Annotated in this window: 15 protein-coding genes; 10 read left to right on the top strand and 5 right to left on the bottom strand. The window is 72.3% G+C overall.

Annotated elements, in window-relative coordinates; genetic code table 11:
• Positions 1–108 precede the first annotated feature (108 nt).
• From ACWD4O_RS15420 to ACWD4O_RS15435, 4 genes are all read left to right on the top strand, one after another.
• Positions 109–1,302, top strand: coding sequence for an amidohydrolase family protein (locus ACWD4O_RS15420; protein ID WP_351904696.1), 1,194 nt, complete (start codon positions 109–111; stop codon positions 1,300–1,302).
• 8 nt (positions 1,303–1,310) lie between these two features.
• A complete protein-coding gene (locus ACWD4O_RS15425) occupies positions 1,311–2,444 on the top strand; it encodes an acyl-CoA dehydrogenase family protein (RefSeq protein ID WP_451280176.1) in 1,134 nt (377 codons plus the stop codon).
• 10 nt (positions 2,445–2,454) lie between these two features.
• Positions 2,455–3,348, top strand: a complete 894-nt coding sequence (locus ACWD4O_RS15430; protein ID WP_451280177.1) for an acyl-CoA dehydrogenase family protein — start codon at positions 2,455–2,457, stop codon at positions 3,346–3,348.
• Positions 3,349–3,910: 562 nt separating this feature from the next.
• Positions 3,911–4,423, top strand: coding sequence for an ATP-binding protein (locus tag ACWD4O_RS15435; protein WP_451280320.1), 513 nt, complete (start codon positions 3,911–3,913; stop codon positions 4,421–4,423).
• 556 nt (positions 4,424–4,979) lie between these two features.
• Here the strand turns inward: ACWD4O_RS15435 and ACWD4O_RS15440 are convergent.
• A complete protein-coding gene (locus ACWD4O_RS15440; RefSeq protein WP_451280178.1) occupies positions 4,980–5,906 on the bottom strand; it encodes a cyclase family protein in 927 nt (308 codons plus the stop codon).
• An 86-nt stretch (positions 5,907–5,992) separates the two neighbouring features.
• On the opposite strand from ACWD4O_RS15440, the gene ACWD4O_RS15445 reads away from it, so the two are divergent.
• From ACWD4O_RS15445 to ACWD4O_RS15460, 4 genes are all read left to right on the top strand, one after another.
• Positions 5,993–6,910 carry an SDR family NAD(P)-dependent oxidoreductase gene (locus ACWD4O_RS15445; protein WP_451280179.1) on the top strand — a complete coding sequence of 306 codons (918 nt, stop codon included), beginning with the start codon at positions 5,993–5,995 and terminating at the stop codon, positions 6,908–6,910.
• A gap of 41 nt (positions 6,911–6,951) precedes the next feature.
• Positions 6,952–8,103, top strand: coding sequence for an acyl-CoA dehydrogenase family protein (locus ACWD4O_RS15450; RefSeq protein ID WP_451280180.1), 1,152 nt, complete (start codon positions 6,952–6,954; stop codon positions 8,101–8,103).
• Complete coding sequence (locus ACWD4O_RS15455) at positions 8,103–9,152, top strand: Zn-dependent alcohol dehydrogenase (protein ID WP_451280181.1); 1,050 nt, start codon at positions 8,103–8,105, stop codon at positions 9,150–9,152. Before ACWD4O_RS15450 ends, ACWD4O_RS15455 begins: the two co-directional genes overlap by 1 nt.
• A 261-nt stretch (positions 9,153–9,413) precedes the next feature.
• Complete coding sequence (locus ACWD4O_RS15460) at positions 9,414–10,652, top strand: MFS transporter (protein ID WP_451280321.1); 1,239 nt, start codon at positions 9,414–9,416, stop codon at positions 10,650–10,652.
• Here ACWD4O_RS15460 and ACWD4O_RS15465 read toward each other — a convergent pair.
• A complete protein-coding gene (locus tag ACWD4O_RS15465; protein WP_451280182.1) occupies positions 10,548–11,591 on the bottom strand; it encodes a GlxA family transcriptional regulator in 1,044 nt (347 codons plus the stop codon). The genes ACWD4O_RS15460 and ACWD4O_RS15465 overlap by 105 nt on opposite strands.
• Before the next feature lie 71 nt (positions 11,592–11,662).
• Between ACWD4O_RS15465 and ACWD4O_RS15470 the strand changes: the two genes are divergently transcribed.
• Together ACWD4O_RS15470 and ACWD4O_RS15475 are read left to right on the top strand one after the other, a co-directional pair.
• Entirely contained in the window at positions 11,663–12,970 is a 1,308-nt protein-coding gene (locus ACWD4O_RS15470; RefSeq protein WP_451280183.1) for an MFS transporter, read from the top strand.
• Between the two features lie 132 nt (positions 12,971–13,102).
• Positions 13,103–14,671, top strand: a complete 1,569-nt coding sequence (locus tag ACWD4O_RS15475; RefSeq protein ID WP_451280184.1) for a multicopper oxidase family protein — start codon at positions 13,103–13,105, stop codon at positions 14,669–14,671.
• 36 nt (positions 14,672–14,707) lie between these two features.
• Here the strand turns inward: ACWD4O_RS15475 and ACWD4O_RS15480 are convergent, their stop codons facing one another.
• The 3 genes from ACWD4O_RS15480 to ACWD4O_RS15490 all read right to left on the bottom strand — a co-directional run bounded on the left by ACWD4O_RS15480 (position 14,708) and on the right by ACWD4O_RS15490 (position 18,428).
• A complete protein-coding gene (locus ACWD4O_RS15480; RefSeq protein ID WP_451280185.1) occupies positions 14,708–15,292 on the bottom strand; it encodes a flavin reductase family protein in 585 nt (194 codons plus the stop codon).
• An 83-nt stretch (positions 15,293–15,375) separates the two neighbouring features.
• Positions 15,376–16,176: an enoyl-CoA hydratase/isomerase family protein gene (locus tag ACWD4O_RS15485; protein ID WP_451280186.1), complete on the bottom strand. Its 801-nt coding sequence runs from the start codon at positions 16,174–16,176 to the stop codon at positions 15,376–15,378.
• 26 nt (positions 16,177–16,202) lie between these two features.
• On the bottom strand, positions 16,203–18,428 hold the full coding sequence (locus tag ACWD4O_RS15490; protein ID WP_451280187.1) for an acetate--CoA ligase family protein: 2,226 nt from the start codon (positions 18,426–18,428) through the stop codon (positions 16,203–16,205).
• Positions 18,429–18,531 lie beyond the last annotated feature (103 nt).

Consider the following 18,531-nt stretch of genomic DNA (forward strand, 5'->3'; position numbering starts at 1 on the left):
GCCGCACTAGCCTTCTCGGTACGTCGAATCTGACGGTCCATCAGATCTCGTCAGATCTCATCAGATCTCGTCCAGCAGATCTCAGAGGATTCACGAGTGGGGGTCCCCATGACCGAACTGCCGCGCATCGTCAGCGTCGACGACCACGTGATCGAACCCGCGCACCTCTTCGCGACCTGGCTGCCGCGCAAATACCGCGACCGCGGGCCGCAGCCCCTCACCGCCGGGATCGGCGAGCTCGCCTACGTCGCCGGGAAGTACCAGATCACGATGGACCCGGACGGCCAGCCCACCGACTGGTGGATCTACGAGGACCTGAAGTTCCCGTACAAGCGCAATATCGCCGCCGTCGGCTTCGACCGCGACGAGATGACGCTGGAGGGCATCACCCGCGAGGAGATGCGGCGCGGCTGCTGGGACCCGAAGGCCCGGCTGGCGGACATGGACCTCAACCACGTCGAGGCCTCCCTCTGCTTCCCCTCCTTCCCCCGCTTCTGCGGGCAGACCTTCGCCGAGGCGCACGACAAGGAGGTCGCGCTGGCCTGTGTGCGCGCCTACAACGACTGGATGGTCGAAGAGTGGTGCGGGGGCAGCGGCGGCCGGCTGATCCCGCTGTGCCTGATCCCTCTGTGGGACATCGACCTGGCGGTCGCGGAGATCCGGCGCAACGCGGCCCGCGGGGTGCGCGCGGTGACCTTCTCCGAGATCCCCAGCCACCTCGGGCTGCCGTCGATCCACTCGGGCTACTGGGACCCGTTCTTCGCGGTGTGCGAGGAGACGGGGACGGTCGTCAACATGCACATCGGCTCCTCGTCGCAGATGCCGGCCGCCTCGCCCGACGCGCCCCCGGCCGTCCAGGCGTCCCTGTCGTTCAACAACGCGATGGCCTCGATGATGGACTACCTGTTCAGCGGCGTCCTGGTGCGCTTCCCGCGCCTCAGACTCGCCTACTCCGAGGGTCAGATGGGCTGGATCCCGTACGCCCTGGAGCGCGCCGACGACGTCTGGGAGGAGCACCGCGCGTGGGGCGGCGTCCGGGATCTCATCCCCGAGCCGCCGTCCACGTACTACTACCGGCAGATGTTCTGCTGCTTCTTCCGCGACAAGCACGGGGTCGCGTCCCTGGACGTGGTCGGGCGCGACAACGCCACCTTCGAGACGGACTACCCGCACGTCGACTCGACCTTCCCGCACACCAAGGAGGTCGCCCTCGACCATGTGAAGGGACTCGACGACGAGACGGTCTACAAGCTGATGCGGGGCAACGCGATCCGCATGCTGGACCTGGATCTCGACAAGTAGGCCCGCCCATGGACCTCACGTACACCCCGGAGGAAGAGGAGTTCCGGGCGCGGCTGCGGGAGTGGCTCGGCAAGACGCTGCCGGGCCTGCCGCCGAAGCCGTCCCCGGACGACTGGCCGGCCCGCAGGGCGTACGACCTCGGCTGGCAGCGCACGCTGTACGACGCCGGGTACGCCCACGTTCACTGGGACGCCTCCCCGACCGTCCGGCTGATCTTCCTGGAGGAGACGGAGAAGGCGGGCGCGCCCTATGTGGGCGCGGGTTTCGTCGGACTGCTGCACGCGGGGCCGACGATCGCGGCCGAGGGGACGGCCGAGCAGCGGGACCGCTGGCTGCCGCCCGTGCTGCGCGGCGAGGAGGTCTGGTGCCAGGGCTTCAGCGAGCCCGACGCGGGGTCCGATCTCGCGGCGCTGCGCACGCGCGCGTGGCGCGACGGCGACGACTACGTGGTGAGCGGCTCCAAGATCTGGACCTCGCACGCGGAAGTCGCCGACTGGTGCGAACTGTTGGTCCGCACGGACCCGGCCGCCCCCAAGCACAAGGGCATCACCTGGCTCGCCATGCCCATGGACGTCCCCGGCGTCACCGTCCGCCCGCTGCGCACCCTCGCCGGGTCCGCCGAGTTCGCCGAGGTGTTCCTGGACGAGGTGCGGGTGCCGGTCGCGAACCGGGTGGGGGACGAGAACGACGGCTGGCGGGTGACGATGGTGACGCTGTCCTTCGAACGCGGCACCGCCTTCGTGGGCGAGGTCGTCGCCTGTCGGCGCGTGCTCGGCGAACTCGCCCATGAGGCATGGAGGAACGGCCGCTGGGACGATCCGGCCCTACGGAGGCGGCTGGGCCTGCTCAACGCCGAGTTCCGGGCGCTCTGGCGGCTGACCCAGTGGAACGTGAGCGAGGCCGAGGCCGGCGGGGGCCTGCCGGGCGTCGGGGGATCGGTCTTCAAGCTGAGGTATTCGCAGGCGCGCCAGGAGCTGTACGAAGCCGCCGCCGACGTCCTGGGCGACGCGGCGCTCGACCTCGACCGCCCCTGGGCCCTCGACCGGCTCTCCTCGCTGTCGTACACCATCGCCGCCGGTACCTCGCAGATCCAGCGGAACATCGTGGCCGAGCGGATCCTGGGCCTGCCGAAGGGGAGGTGAACGGTCCGACATGCGCTTTCAGCTGACGGACGATCAACGAGCACTGCGGGACGGGGTGCGGGGACTGCTCGCGCGCCGCTTCGACCGGGAGGCGCTGCGGGCCGCCGTGGACCGGCCGGGATCGCTGGACCGCGCGCTGTGGCGGGAGCTGGGGGCGGCCGGCTTCTTCGCCCTGCGGCTGCCCGAGGCGGACGGCGGGGTCGGACTGGGGCTGCCCGAGGCGGTGTTGGCGTTCGAGGAGGCGGGCCGGGCCCTGCTGCCCGGACCGCTGCTGGCCACGCACCTCGCGGCGGGACGCGTGCCCGGCGCGGCCGACGGCGAGACGGTCGTCGCCGCCGTCCACGGCGGCGGGCCGGTGGAGTGGCTGGCGGCGGCGGACGTCGTGTGCGGGGACGCCGAGGGGGCCGTGCCGCTGCGCTCGGTGGACCCGCTCACACCGCTGCACCGGGTGCCGGGCGCGGTGCCCGGCGCGTCGGCCGTGGACCCCGTCGTCGTCCTCCTCACCGCGGCCGAGCAGCTGGGCACCGCCACACGCGCGTGCGAGCTGGCCGTGCAACACGCCCGGGCGCGTGAGCAGTTCGGGCAGCCGATCGGGGCCTTCCAGGCGGTCAAGCATCTGTGCGCGGAGCTGCTGGTGCGGGTCGAGGTGGCCCGTGCGGCGGTCTACGCGGCCGCCGTCACGGCCGACCCCGTCGACATCGCGGCGGCCCGGCTCCTCGCCGACGAGGCCGCCGTACGCGGGGCGCGCGACTGCCTCCAGGTGTACGGCGGCATGGGGTTCACCTGGGAGGCGGACGTCCATCTCCTGCTGAAACGTGCCTGGGTGCGTACCCGACGTGCGGGTTCGGCTACGGAGAGTGAGGAGCTGTTGGCGGGCGATCTGCTGTCCGGGGCGGGTCGATAGCGGCCGTCGGCGGCGTCTGCCTGCGGTGACGGTCGGGGGCGGCGGGCGGACGGCCGTGCGGATGTCGCGGATTGTGGCATACCGGAATCACGCAGCGTCGATATCGGGTTGTGTCCGATGCGTGACCCGTCACGGCCCGGAGTCGACGGGTCGCTCCGGTACCTTCTGTGGGATGCGAGTGGTTCCGAGCATGAGCCATGCCGGTGGTGCCCCTGGGGCGGTGCCGGATCCGGCGGTGCGCGCCGCCGCTCGCAGGGCGGACGGGCCTTCGGCCCCCGCCTGTTCGACTCCCCGGGGCGGGCGTCGCACAGTATGCCGCACGGGTAATCCTTCGCGCTGGAATATGCCCGAAGCGCTTGTTGAGGTGACTGTCCGTCAATCAAGCTGTCTCGTAAGGGATTCACGTTCCGTCACCCTGCCTCTGGCTGTTGTTCTGGCCATGCAGAAAATGGCTACGATCGTGGCCCCCGTCGTCATGGTGCACACGCGGCTCGCGTGGCTCGCGTGGCGTACGGCCATGTGTCCGCCGGTTCGGATGGTGTGAGCGGTGCAGGTGCTTCAAGTGCAGCTGGAGATCCGGCCCGACCCTGCTGAGGTGGGGCGCGCCCGGAGGTGGGCCCGTTCGCGCCTGGCCGGGTCCGGGATAGGGGACGAGGAGCCGCTCGCCGAGACGTTGATCCTGCTCGTCTCCGAACTGGTCACCAACGCCGTGGTGCACACCGGCTGTCCGGCCGTGCTGCGGCTCTCCCTGCCCGGCGGGTCGGCGGGGCCGGGCCAGGCGGCCGAGCCGTCCGTCGTCCGCCTGGAGGTGGCCGACACCAGCGACCGGGCCCCCGTGCCCCGGTGCGCCGGCGACGAGGCGACGGGCGGCCGCGGTCTGGCCCTCGTCGACGGCCTCGCGGACCGCTGGGGCTGGAGCGTCGAGGGCGCGGGCAAGCGGATCTGGTGCGAACTGGACCGCTGTGCGAGGCCGAGCGAGGTCGAGGCGGATCGCGGGGGCGCGGCCGAGTGCGCGGCGGTGCGGCAGGAGGCCGTCGAGCCGGCTTACGGAGGGCTCGCGTACGAGGTCGTCTGACGGACCGACAGCTGCCGGACCCGCGTGCGGACGGGCGCCGGCCCGACGGACTCGCGCGCGGACGGGCGCCGGCCCGACGGGCCCACCGACTGCCGGGCTGACGGGCTGCCGGGTTCACGGGCCGACCGACTGCCGGGCTGCCGGGTTCACGGGTCGACCGGCTGACGGCGCACGGGTGCGAATGCCTCGCAGGGTGCGGAGCATGGGCGCAGAAAGCGCTGTCGGCTTCGGCCGGGCGGGGGGCGGTGCGCCTGGCTGTGCTTCCGTGCGCGCCCATTACAAATCGGGCATAAGTAAAAAATCCCCGTTCTGGTGTTGACGCCACGTGTCCGTTTGATCACGCTTGTGGTCAGCGATTCGCCGTGAGGGGACGGCGAGGGCTTCGGTGACGGGAGCCCTTGTCGAGTGTGGGTCGTGATTCGGCGTCGGTTCCCTCAGGGCCGAGGGGAGACGGGGCAGGTACGCCGGAGTCGGATGGCGGTGCGCGGTGCCGTGCTCGGGGCGGGCAGCCGCGCGCCGCCAGCCGAGGTGGGTCGTGGGTGGGGTCGTGGGGTGCTCAGAGAACGGCTACGGGGGCCACCGGAGTTCCCGTCCCGCCGACGAACGGCTCGGGCATCGCCGACAGCCAGAACGCATAGCGGCCCGCTTGTCCACAGGCTGTGGACAACTCTTCGAGATTCCAGTTCTGGCCCTGCAGCATCCCCATCTCCACGAGATCGAGCGCGTGTACGGGCAGCCACAGGTCGTCGATCTCCGGCGGGAAGATCTCGAACGTGAGGGTGTCGTTGGCGACCGCCGCCACATCGCGCGCGTGGAACCACTGCGGCGTACGGACCGACAGCCCGGGCGACGGATAGCCGTAGGCGTGCTTGTCGCCGGACAGATAGACCTGGACCTGCCCGGTCCGTACGAGCACGATGTCGCCCGCACGCACGCGCGTGCCGGCCAGTTCCTCGGCCGCCTCCAGGTCCTCCGGGGTGACGGCGTGTCCGCCCGCCAGCCGATCGACGCCACGCGCGCGTGCCACGTCCAGGAGCACCCCGCGCGAGACGATGTGCCGCGCCTTGTCGATGCCGCTGAACTCGGCCCCGCCGTGCGGGGTGATGGTGGCGGCCGGGCGGCCGTTGTAGAGCTTCCCCGAGTGCGAGACGTGCGTCAGCGCGTCCCAGTGGGTGCCGGCCTGCAGGCCCATGGTCACGGCGTCGTCGCTGCACGCCACCGTCCCCGGGCCGAAGATCTCCTGGTTGATCTGCACCATGGCGTGCAGGGGGTTGACCCGCCCCGGGATCATCCCGGTCTGCACGCCGTCCTCCCTGAGCGGCAGCGCGAGCGGGACGCGGCGGCCGGTGCGGATCTCGGCCGCCGCCGCCCGGACGACGTCGTCGGTGATGAGGTTCAGTGTGCCGATCTCGTCGTCGGCCCCCCATCGCCCCCAGTTGTTGACGCGCTTGGCGATGTCGTGGAACTCGGCCGGCAGTGACATCCGGTGCCTCCCCGGGGCTTGTCCTGGCCCAGTTGACGGGACATAAAATCTAACGGTCCGTCAGAAACTGTGGGAAGGGGCCGGGCGTGGGGAACTTCTTGGCAGGCAGGGTCGTCGCGGTGACGGGCGCCGGACGCGGGATCGGCCGGGCGGTCGCGCTGGCGGCGGCGGCCGAGGGCGCGCGGGTCGTCGTCAACGACTACGGGGTGGGCGTGGACGGGGCCGCGCCCACGAGCGAGATCGCCGAGACCGTCGTCAAGGAGATCGAGGCGGCGGGCGGAGAGGCCGTCGCCGTCGCCGACGACATCTCCACGATGGCGGGCGGACAGCGCGTCGTCGACGTGGCGCTGGCCTCGTACGGACGGCTCGACGGGGTCGTCTGCGTGGCCGGGATCCTGCGCGAGCGCATGCTGTTCAACATGTCCGAGCAGGAGTGGGACCCGGTCGTCGCCACCCATCTGAAGGGGACGTTCACCGTGTTCCGGGCCGCCGCCGCGGTGATGCGGCAGCAGCGGGCGGGAACGTTGATCGGCTTCACCAGCGGCAACCACCAGGGGTCCGTCTCCCAGGCCAACTACAGCGCGGCGAAGGGCGGGATCATCTCGCTCGTGCGGAGCGCGGCGCTCGGCCTGCACAAGTACGGGGTCACCGCCAACGCGGTGGCGCCGGTGGCGCGGACGCGGATGTCCGCCGGCGTGCCCATGGAGCTGGCGGAGATCGGCGAGCCGGAGGACGTGGCCGCGTTCGTGGTCTATCTGCTGTCGGAGCAGGCGCGGGACGCGGGGGTCACCGGGCAGGTGTACACGGTCGCCGGACCGAAGATCGCGGTGTGGGCGCAGCCCAGGGAACTCCGTTCGGTCTATGCGGAGGGGGGCTCCTGGACGCCTGAGCGGATCGCGGAGGTGTTGCCGGGGGCGGTGGGGGTGGACCCGATGCCGATGCTCGCGCGGTTGGAGGAGATGGCTCGAGCGGCGCGGGACGGGGCTCGACCGAACGACCGGTAGCTCGGGGGTGCGCCTTTCGTGGCCTGACTCAGGAGGTGAACGTGGAGTTCGGATTCACTCCCGTCGATGAGGAGTTCCGCCTGGAGGCGCGGGCCTGGCTCGCCGGGCAGGCGCCGTATCCGGCCGACCGGCGGGCCTGGGAACGCGGCCTCGGCGCGGCCGGCTGGATCGGGCTCGGGTGGGGCGAAGGCGGGTACGGGAATCGGACCGCCTCCCTCACCCAGCAGGTCGCCTGGGCCGAGGAGTACGCGGGGGCGGGGGCGCCGGCCCGCTCCGGGCACATCGGGGAGAACCTCCTCGCCCCCACCCTCCTGGCACACGGCAGCGATGAGCAGAAGAAGCGGTTCCTGCCGCCCGTCGCCGCCGGCACGGAGCTCTGGTGCCAGGGGTACAGCGAGCCCGGGGCCGGGTCGGATCTCGCCGGGGTGCGTACCGCGGCCGTGCGCGAGTCGGCGGGGGGTTTTCGGGTCACGGGCCAGAAGATCTGGACGTCGCTCGCCCATGAGGCCGACTGGTGCTTCGTGCTCGCCCGGACCGACCCGGAGTCGAGGCGGCATCGCGGCCTGAGTTTTCTCCTCGTCCCGATGGACCAGCCGGGGCGGATCGAGGTGCGGCCGATCCGGCAGCTGACCGGCACCAGCGAGTTCAACGAGGTCTTCTTCGACGGGGCGCACGCGCGCGTGGAGCACCTCGTGGGCGCGGAGGGCGACGGCTGGCGGGTCGCGATGAGCCTCCTCGGCTTCGAACGCGGGGTGTCGACCCTGGCCCAGCAGATCGGCTTCGCCGCGGAGTTGGGGCGGGTGATCCGTACCGCGGTGGAGACGGGCGCGGCCGACGACCCCGTCGTGCGCGAGCGGCTGGTGCGGCTGTGGGCCGAGTTGCGCACCATGCGGTGGAACGCGCTGCGGACGCTGGGCGGCTCGGGCGGGCCGGGCGCGCCGAGCGTGGCCAAGCTGCTGTGGGCGGGCTGGCACCAGCGGCTGGGCGAGGTGGCGATGCAGGTGCGGGGCGCGGCGGCGGGCGTCGGACCGGCCGACTGGTCGCCCTCCTCGCCGTATGAACTCGACGACGCGCAGCACCTGTTCCTGTTCTCCCGGGCCGACACGATCTACGGCGGCTCGGACCAGATCCAGCGCACGATTATTGCCGAGCGGGTGCTCGGCCTGCCCAGAGACCGCAAGGAGGTCGTCTGATGCGAGGCGTGGTGTTCGACGGGAAGCGGGCCGAGGTCGTCGACGACCTGGAGGTGCGCGACCCCGGGCCGGGTGAGGTGCTGGTCGCGATCACGGCGGCCGGGCTGTGCCACAGCGATCTGTCGGTGGTCGACGGGACGATCCCCTTCCCGGCGCCTGTCGTCCTCGGGCACGAGGGCGCGGGGGTGGTGGCGCAGGTCGGTGCGGGCGTCACGCATGTCGTCCCCGGGGACCATGTCGCGCTGTCCACGCTCGCCAACTGCGGTACCTGCGCGGAGTGCGACCGCGGTCGGCCGACGATGTGCCGGCAGGCCATCGGGCGGCCCCGGAAGCCGTTCACGCGCGCGGGGAGCGCGATCCACCAGTTCGCGGCCAACTCCGCCTTCGCCGAGCGCACGGTGGTGAAGGCGGTGCAGGCGGTGCCGATACCGAAGGACATCCCGCTGACGTCCGCCGCGCTGATCGGCTGCGGGGTGCTGACCGGGGTCGGGGCCGTGCTCAACCGCGCGCGGGTGGGGTACGGGGAGAGCGTCGTCGTCATCGGGACGGGCGGGATCGGGCTCAACGTGCTGCAGGGGGCGCGGATCGCGGGCGCGTCGCGGATCGTGGCCGTCGACGCGAACCCGGCGAAGGAGGCGATGGCCCGGCAGTTCGGGGCGACCGAGTTCCTGCCGTCGGCGGAGGGCGTGCGGGACGTCCTCCCGACGGGCGCGGACCATGTCTTCGAATGCGTGGGGAAGGTCGAGCTGATCCGCGCGGCGATCGATCTGCTGGACCGGCACGGACAGGCGGTGCTGCTCGGCGTGCCGCCGGCGACCGCCGAGGCGTCCTTCCGGGTCTCCTCCCTGTTCCTGGACAAGGCGATCCTGGGCTGCCGTTACGGCGCCTCCCGCCCCCAGCGCGACATCGCTCTGTACGCCGGGCTGTACCGCGAGGGCCGGCTGCTGCTCGACGAACTCGTCACGCAGGTCTATCCGGTCGAGGACTTCGAGAAGGCGGCGGCGGACGCGGAGGCGGGGCGGGTGGCGCGGGGGGTGCTGACGTTCTGACGGGCGCCGCGGGACTCGGGGCAGGACTCGGGGCAGGGCTGAGGGCCGGACTCGGGGCAGGACTGCGGGCCGGAGTCGGGCCAGGAGTCGGGACAGGACTCGGGGCAGGACCGGTGGCGCGGGGGCTGTCCGGAGTTATCCACAGGGCGGGGAAAATTCGTGGGCGATGTCGGCGCCACCGCCTACGGTCGAGTCACGACCTACCGTGACGTCGCCACCAAACAGGTTCTGGCCTGGGCCTTAACCGCCGTCGGCGCTCGTATGCCGGTCGCCATGGCACCGCTGGCCGTGGTGTTCCTGGTGCGCGAGCGCCCCGGCGGCTACTCGCTGGGCGCGCTTCTCGCGGCGGTCTACGTCCTCGGCGAGATCGTGGGCGCGCCGGTCCTCGGGCTGCGGCTGCGCCATGAGCGCGCCCGGCTGCACCTGGCCGTCGGGCTCGGGGTCGGAGCCGTCGGCTTCGCGGGGCTGGGGGGATTTCCGGGGGCGCATCCGGTCGTGCTCGCCGGGTTCGCGCTCGTGGCCGGCGCCGCCCCGGCCGCGTCCACCGGGGGTCTGCGCACGCTGCTCACCGCGCTGGTGCCGGAGCGTGCGGCCACGCAGGCGCTGTCGGTCGAGTCGATGCTGACGGCCGGCGTGTGGGCGGTCTCCCCGGCCGCGGTCGCCGGCCTGGCCCTGGGCGTCGCGCCGCGCGTCCCGTTGCTCCTCGCCGCCGCGCTGATGGCGTCCTCGCTCGTCGGCCTGTGCTTTCTGCCGGCCGCCTGGGGCGCGGACGACACCGGCGGTGGGGGCGGGGGCGGTGGGGCGCGGATGCGGGTGCTGGCCGGGGCCTGGCCGGTGTATGTCACGGGGGCGGCCAGTCTGACCCTGCTCGGCCTGGCCGAACTCGTCCTGCCGGCGCTGCTCGAACAGCGGGGCGTCGGCGTCGGCTGGTCCGGCCCGCTGCTGACGGGGATGGCGGTGGGCGGCGGCCTCGGTGCGTTCGCCTACGGCCTGCGCAGCTGGCCGGGGCGGCTGCGCACCCGCAGCGCGGCGCTGATGGCCGGGACGTCGGTCTGTGTGACCCTCGCCGCGCTGATACCGGACGCGGTGGGGATCGCGGCGGCGCTGGCCGTGGGCGGCACGCTCCAGACGGGCGCGATGCTCACCCGCAACCTCGCCCTGCGCGAGGCGCTCCCGCCGAACGCCCTGGCCGCGGGCTACTCCGTCATGTACGCGGCGGCCGGGGCGGGTTACGCGGCGACGGGTTCGCTCGCCGGCGCGCTGCTCCGGGTGGTGGCGCCGTCGACCGCGATCCTGGCCGGGGTGGGCCTGACGCTGGCGCTGACCACGCTCGGCTGGTGGGGCGAGGCACGGCACGCCGCCCGGTCGGTGCAGGGCGCCGACACCGCCGTCGCGTCAGGTCCGGCCGGCCGGCGCCCCGCCGGTTCGCAGGCCTCTGGCGTCCCCGGTCCGGAAGGTTCGGCGGTAGGCGGTCGGGGTGACTCCGAGGGCCGCCTGTAGGTGCTGGCGCATCGACTGGGCGGTGCCGAAACCGGCGTCCCGGGCGATCTGGTCGACGGACAGGTCGCTGGACTCCAGCAGGTGCCGGGCCCGCTCGACGCGCTGCTGGGCGAGCCACTGGCCGGGGCTGATGCCGACCTCCTCGCGGAAGCGGCGGGTGAACGTCCGTACCGACATGGCCTCCTGCTCGGCCATGTCACGCAGCTGGATCGGCTCGTGGAGGCGGCCCAGCGCCCACACACGGGCGGCCGTCGTGGTCGCCTGCTGGGGGTCGGGCACCGGCCGCTCGATGTACTGCGCCTGGCCGCCGTCGCGGTGCGGCGGCACGACGGTGCGGCGGGCGACGTCGTTGGCGACGGCGGTGCCGTGGTCGCGGCGGACCATGTGCAGGCACAGGTCGATGCCGGCGGCGACGCCGGCCGAGGTGAGGACGTCGCCGTCGTCGATGAACAGGACCTCCTGGTCGACCTCGATCTGCGGGAACAGCCGCTGCAGCCGGTCCGCGTCCGCCCAGTGCGTGGTGGCGGGACGGCCGTCCAGGAAGCCGGCGGCGGCCAGGACGTACACGCCGGTGCAGATGGAGGCGAGGCGGGTGCCGGGCCGGATGTGGGCGAGGGCGGCGGCGAGGTCCTCGGTCAGGACGCCCTCCTCGAAGACCGGCCCGAGCTCGTACGACGCCGGGACGATCACGGTGTCGGCGGTGGCCAGCGTCTCCGGGCCGTGCTCGACCATGATCGCGAAGTCGGCGTCCGTCTCGACGGGTCCCGGCGGCCGGACGGAGCAGGTGACGACCTCGTACAGATGCCGTCCCGCGGCGTCCTTGGGGCGGCCGAAGATGCGGTGCGGGATGCCCAGCTCGAAGGGGAGCAGACCGTCGAGGGCGAGGACGGCGACACGGTGCGGCGCCTGCGGAGGAGTGTCCTGACCGGGGAGGCTCATGGCCCGATCCTAACGAATACTGTCCTTCGGGCCACTCGATGTGAGGAGACGGACACCGCACCCTTTATGTCGTGACCCAGACAAGCGAGGCTCCCGCAGCCATAGAGGATCAGAAGCCCCCTACTCGCCTTCGCATCCACCGCGCCTGGTTCGTCGCCGCCGTCACCTTCGTCACGATCATCGGCGCGGCGGCCTTCCGCTCCGTCCCCGGCCTGCTCATCGACCCGCTGCACCAGGAGTTCGGCTGGTCGCGCGGCACGATCGGCGCGGCGGTCTCGATCAACCTGGCGCTGTACGGCCTCACCGCCCCGTTCGCGGCGGCGCTGATGGACCGCTTCGGCATCCGCCGCGTCGTCGCGGTGGCCCTGACCGTGATCTCGGCCGGCTCGCTGCTGACGGTGTGGATGACGGCGGCCTGGCAACTCCTGCTGTACTGGGGCCTGCTGGTCGGCCTCGGCTCGGGCTCGATGGCGCTCGCCTTCGCCGCGACGGTCACCAACCGCTGGTTCACCGAGCGCCGGGGCCTGGTCAGCGGCATCCTGACCGCGGCCTCCGCCTCCGGCCAGCTGATCTTCCTGCCGCTGCTGTCCTGGATGGTCACACGCTACGACTGGCGTCCGGCGGCGGTGACGGTGGCGCTGGCCGCCCTGGTCGTCGTCCCCTTCGTCTGGCTGCTGCTGCGCGACCACCCGGCGGACGTGGGCCAGAAGCCGTACGGGGCGACGGAGTTCGTGCCGAAGCCGGCGCCGGTGACGGGGGCCGCGCGTCGCACGCTGCGCGTGCTCTTCTCGGCGGTGCGCACCGGCCCGTTCTGGCTGCTGGCCGGTACCTTTGCGATCTGCGGCGCCTCGACGAACGGCCTGGTCCAGACCCACTTCGTGCCCGCGGCGCACGACCACGGCATGCCGGTCACCGCCGCGGCCTCGCTCCTCGCCGTCATCGGCGTCTTCGACGTCGTCGGCACGATCGCCTCCGGCTGGTTCACGGATCGCTTCGACGCGCGCCGACTGCTGGCGGTGTACTACGCGCTGCGCGGCGTCTCGCTGCTCTTCCTCCCGATGCTGCTCGCCCCGACGGTCCACCCTCCGATGATCTTCTTCATCGTCTTCTACGGCCTCGACTGGGTCGCCACCGTCCCGCCCACCCTTGCCCTGTGCCGTGAGCACTACGGCGAGGACAGCGCCATCGTCTTCGGCTGGGTCCTGGCCTCCCATCAGGTCGGCGCGGCCCTGATCGCCTTCCTGGGCGGCTTCGCCCGCGACACCTTCGGCTCCTACGACCTGGTCTGGTACGCCTCGGGCGCGCTGTGCGCGGCGGCGGCGCTGATGGCACTGGTGATCCGCCGGCCACCGGCGACTCCGGGACTGGCGGTGGCCTGAGGGCGGTGGCCCTGTGTGGCGCATCTCCGGCGGCGCGTGTTGGTATGTGACCTTTTGACGCCCACTCATGACTACTCCACGTATTGTATGGCTACATAGCGTGATGGGGTTGGTCGTCCGAAGAGGTGGTTCATGACGTCGGTGGGTCGTCGTGGTGTGTTGAAGTGTCTGCCGGCTGTCGCCGGGGCGGCCGTGGTCGGCGTGGGGACCGGGGCGGGGGCGCGTGCGGGGGCGGGGGAAGCGGGCGAGGGCGGGTTTCCCCAGCCGGAGGTGCGCAGGGCGTCGGCGGAGACGGGGCGGCTGGTCACCCGGTTGAGTGTTCGGTTCAGCGAGCTGGTTCTGCCCGGGGTGGGCAGTGTCGTCACGCGGGCCTACGAAGGGGGTGTGCCTGGGCCGACCTTGCGGGTGCGGGCCGGGGACTCTCTCGAGATCACGCATGTCAACGCGTTGCCGCCGAACACCGCGGGGATGCACGGGGACGTCAACGTGCCGCATCACTTCAACACGTTCAACCTGCACACGCACGGCATGCATGTCGATCCCACGGGGGATGCGGACAACGTCTACCGCGCCTTCGAGCCGGGCGCGGCGGGTGCGGCGGGTGCGGCGGACGGGGTGGACGGGGAGGGCGCTGTCTACCGCAGCAGCATCGCCGTTCCCGCCGATCATCCGGCCGGGACCTTCTGGTATCACCCGCATCAGCACGGGTCCACCACGACCCAGCTGCTGAGCGGCTTGGCCGGGGTCATCATCGTCGAGGGCGACGTCGACGAGGTGCCCGAGATCGCCGCCGCCAAGGACGTCGTCGTCTGCATCAATGAGTTGAAGCTGTCCGCCGGGCGGGTGCCGGATCTGACGTCTGAAGGCACGTACGACGACCTCCCCTCGACGTTCCTGGTCAACGGCGCGAAGAACCCCATGCTGACCATCGCCCCGGGTGAGGTCCAGCGCTGGCGGGTCGTCAACGCCGGGCCGGTCACCGCTCACTTCCTCAGTCTGGGCGGGCACGAGATGCACCAGATCGCCTGCGACGGCATTACGTTCATGAGCCCCGTCGCCGTCACCGGACTGACCCTTCCGATGGGCGGGCGCGCCGACCTGCTGGTCCGCGGCGGCGCACCCGGCACCTACCGGTTCACCGCCGGAGACGCCGCTCAGCCCCTGCTGACGCTGGTCGTCACCGGTGCCCCCCGGCCGATGGCGCTGCCGACCAGCCTGCCCGGCCGGCCCACCAGTCTGCCCGCGCCCACGCGCACCCGCGCGCTGACCTTCCGCAGCTACCAGAACGTCCTGTCAGGCGCCTTTCCGAACGCCCACCGCATCCTCGGCGACGGCGAGACCCCGCCCGCCGACCCCCGCGCCGGCCACAGCGATCTCGCCTGGGGCCGCTTCGCACCCGACTTCGTCAACCAGCGCATCCGGCTGGGCGAGGTCGAGGAGTGGACGGTCGCCAACGACTCCCGCAGCCACAGCCACAGCCATCACCCCTTTCACCTGCACACCAACCACTTCCTGCTCACCGCCGTCGACAACCGCCCGCTGGCCACGCCCGTCTGGCACGACACCGTCAGCATCCCGCCCCACGGCACGATCACCTTCCGGCTGCGCGCCGAGGACTTCACCGGCCGCTCGATGCTGCACTGCCACCAGCTCCAGCACGGCGACGAGGGCATGATGCAGATCGTCGAGTACGTGAAGTGAGAGGCCCGTCAGCAGAGGCCCAACAGCATCGACCCGTCAGAGGAACCGTCCCTTGTGGAACAGGAGCGGGGGGGCGTCGTCCGTGTCCGGGCCCGTGCCCAGGGCGTCCACCCTGCCTACGACGATGAGGTGGTCGCCGCCCGTGTGGACCGCGTGGATCGTGCAGTCGATCCACGCGAGCGTGCCCGCGAGGCGCGGCGCGCCGGACACCGGGGCCGCGTCGTGGTCGACGCCCGCGAACTTGTCCGTGCCGCTCGCCGCGAAGGCCCGGCAGAGCGGGCCCTGGCTCGCGCTCAGGACGTTCACGCAGAACGCGCCCGCGCGGGCGATGCGCGGCCAGGTCGTGGAGGTGCGGCCGACCATGAAGGCGACCAGGGGCGGGTCGAGGGAGAGGGCGGAGAACGACTGACAGGCGAAGCCGGCGGGGCCGTCCGGGGTCGCAGCCGTCAGAGCGGTCACACCGGACGCGAAGCTCCCCAGCACCCGCCGGAACTCCCCCTGATCCACCGGCGCTCGCTCGTCCGCGCGGACGCAGCGCAGTTCGGGGCGTGGAAGTGCCTCCACCGGGCGGCCCGTTCCGAGGTATCGGACGGCCGCGGCTGCCATTCCTGCATGTCCCATCACGTTTTCCATTGAAGCTGACGGTCCGTCAGGAAGGAAGAGTGCGAGCAGACTCTTCGGCGCAGGTGCGGAGCTCGTGAGGGTCAGCGGCCCCGGAAGTGGGCCTCGCGGCGTTCCGTGAAGCTTGCCACGCCCTCCCTTGCGTCTGTCGTCGTCATGTTGATCTCCTGGGCGGTGGCCTCGGCGGCGAAGGCGGTGGTGCGGTCGGTGTCGAGGGAGGCGTTGACGAGCTGCTTGGTCAGGGCCAGGGCTCGGGTGGGGCCTGCGGCGAGGCGGGCCGCCCACTCGCGCGCGGTCTTGTCCAGGTCGCCGTCCGGGACCACCCGGTTGACCAGGCCCAGGCGTTCGGCGTCCGGCGCGGTGAGGGCGTCGCCGAAGAACATCAGCTCCTTGGCGCGGTGCGGGCCGATCAGCCGGGGGAGGAGATAGGCGCCGCCGCCGTCCGGGACCAGGCCGCGGCGGACGAACACCTCGATGAAGCGGGCCGATTCGGCGGCCAGGACGAGGTCGCAGGCGAGGGCGAGATGCGCGCCGAGGCCGGCCGCCGTGCCGTTCACGGCGGCTATGACCGGCTTCTCGCAGTCGAGGACCGCGGCGATCAGGCGCTGGGCGCCGACGCGAAGGGTGCGGGCCACGTCACCGGCGATCCGCTCGCCCGTCGCGCCGCCCGCGCCCCGGAGGTCCGCGCCCGCGCAGAAACCGCGGCCGGTGCCGGTCAGGATCACCGCGCGTACGTCCGGGTCGGCGGAGGCCGCGGCGAGGAGGTCGATCAGCCGGTCGCGGGCCTCGGGCGTGAGGGCGTTGAGGGTCTCGGGGCGGTTGAGGACGAGGTGCGTGACCTGGTGGTCGGTCGTGATCTCCACAGCGGGAGAGGTGGAGGGCATGGTCGGGCTCCCTTCCGAGGCGGTCGTCATCGGCACACCGCCAGCGCGTCCAACGCCACCGCACCCTGTCCCCAGGGCAGTACCACCAGGGGGTTGATGTCGAGCTCGGCGAGGTCGTCGCCCAGTTCCAGGGCCATGCGCTGGACCCGCAGGACGACCTCGACGAGGGCGTCCACATCGGCCGGGGGGCGGCCGCGGACGCCGTCCAGCAGGGCGTGGCCGCGCAGTTCGGCAAGCATGTCGCGGGCCTGGTCCTCGCCGAACGGCGGGACGCGCACGGCCGCGTCCCGGAGGACCTCCACCAGCACTCCGCCCAGGCCGACCGTGACCGTGGGCCCGAAGAGCTCGTCGTGCGTGACGCCGACCACCATCTCCACGCCCCGCTCCACCATCTGGCACACCAGGACGCCGTCCAGGGCGACGCCCTCGTAGCGGGCGATGTCGGTCAACTCGCGGTAGGCGTCCCTGACCTGGCTGGCCGAGGTCAGGCCGATCTTCACCAGCCCGAGTTCGGTCTTGTGGGCGATCTGCGCGCCGGACGCCTTCATCACCACCGGGTAGCCGACCAGTCCCGCCGCCCGTACGGCCGCCGCCGCGCTGGTCACCAGCTGCTCGCGCGGGACCCGGATGCCGTAGGCGCGCAGCAGCTGCTTCGCCGCGTGCTCGCTCAGCTGCTGTCCGGGCCGCATCAGGAGCTGCGCCTTGCGGAAGGACGGGGAGAGGGTGCGCGGGGCCTCGTCGAAGGGGGAGTGGTAGTCGCTGACGAAGCGGTGGTGGTCGAGGTGGGCGCGGACGGCCGTGATGCAGTTGGCGAGGGTGCGGAAGGTCGCCACCCGGGAGGAGCCCAACAGCACGTCCCGGTAGGCCGGTTCGGTGCCCACCGGGGAGCCCCAGATCACGCATACCAGCTTGTCCGTGTGCTCCGCCGCGTCCACCAGGTCCTGGACCAGGCGGTCGCTGAGGGGCGGGAACGGGCCGGTGATCGGGCAGATCAGGACGCCGACGGCCGGGTCGTCGAGGATCGCGTCGATGATTTTCCGGCCGCGCTCGTCGCCGACCGGGTGGCCCCCGTTGTCCACCGGGTTGGCCACGTTCAGGTACTCGGGGATCCACTGGTGCAGTTCGGCCTGTTTCGTCGTGGACAGAACCGGCAGGTTGAGGCCCGCCGTCGTCGCCAGGTCGGCCGCGTGGGCGCCGGTGCCGCCGGAGATGGAGTAGACGACGACGCCGTCCGCCTGTGGGGGCCGGGCCCGCGCCAACAGGGTCGCGGTGTCCTGGAGTTCGTCCAGACCGTCGACGCGGATCACGCCGTACTGGCGCATCGCGGCGTCCACGACCTCGTCCGCGCCGGTCAGCTTGCCGGTGTGGGAGGCGGCGGTGCGGGCGCCGGTCTCGGTGCGGCCCACCTTGACCGCGACGACCGGCACCCCGCGGCGGGCGGCCCGGTCGGCGGCGAGGAGGAAGGAGCGGCCGTCCTTGAGGCCCTCCACATAGCAGGCGATCGCGCCGACCTCGGGGCGTTCGGCGAAGTAGGAGAGGAAGTCGGCGGTCTCCAGATCGGCCTCGTTGCCGGTCGGCGCCCAGTGGGAGAGGCGGATGCCGAGCTCCTGGAGGGCGAAGACCGGGCGGCCCTGGTGGCCGGACTGGGTGATCAGCGCGATCGACGGACCGGTGAGGTCCTCGCGGAACCGCTCGAAGGCGTTGAGGTTGGTGTTGGGGCCGAGGAGACGGATGCCGGAGCGGGTCACGGCCGCCGCGAGCCGTGCCTGCGCGGCCGCGCCCTCCTCGCCGGTCTCCGCGAACCCGGAGGCGAAGGCGACCGCGAACTTCACCTTCGTCTCGGCGAGCTGCTCGATCACGGGCAGCGGGTCGGCGACCAACAGGACGGCCAGGTCGACCTGTTCGGGCAGGTCGCCGACGGACGGGAAGCAGAGTCGGCCGAAAACGGTCTCGCGGGTGGGGTGCACGGGATGCAGCCGTGCCCCCACCCGCTCGGCCCAGCTCACCAGTTGCCGGGTGACACCGGTGTTGGGGCGCCCTTCGGCGTCCGAGGCGCCGACGACCGCGACCGACTCGGGCCGGAAGAACCGGTCCAGATCGGGGACGTCCGCGTAGAGCGGACGCCCGCTGACGTCGAGGTCGTCCGCCGCGGCCCGCCGGCCGTGGACGGCAGGCCCGGGCTGCTCGCCGCACGCGATGACGCGGGCCCGGCGGGAGTCGGTGGTGAGGGTGCCGTGGGTTGATCCAAGCATCGGTCCGCCCGCTCCTGTGTGACTGCCATGTCCGACCGTCAGGTGTGACTGCCAAGTAACTGACGCTCTGTCAGATTACATAACTGACGGGATGTCAGGAATG

It is taken from the genome of Streptomyces sp. NPDC002623, from assembly GCF_053592635.1.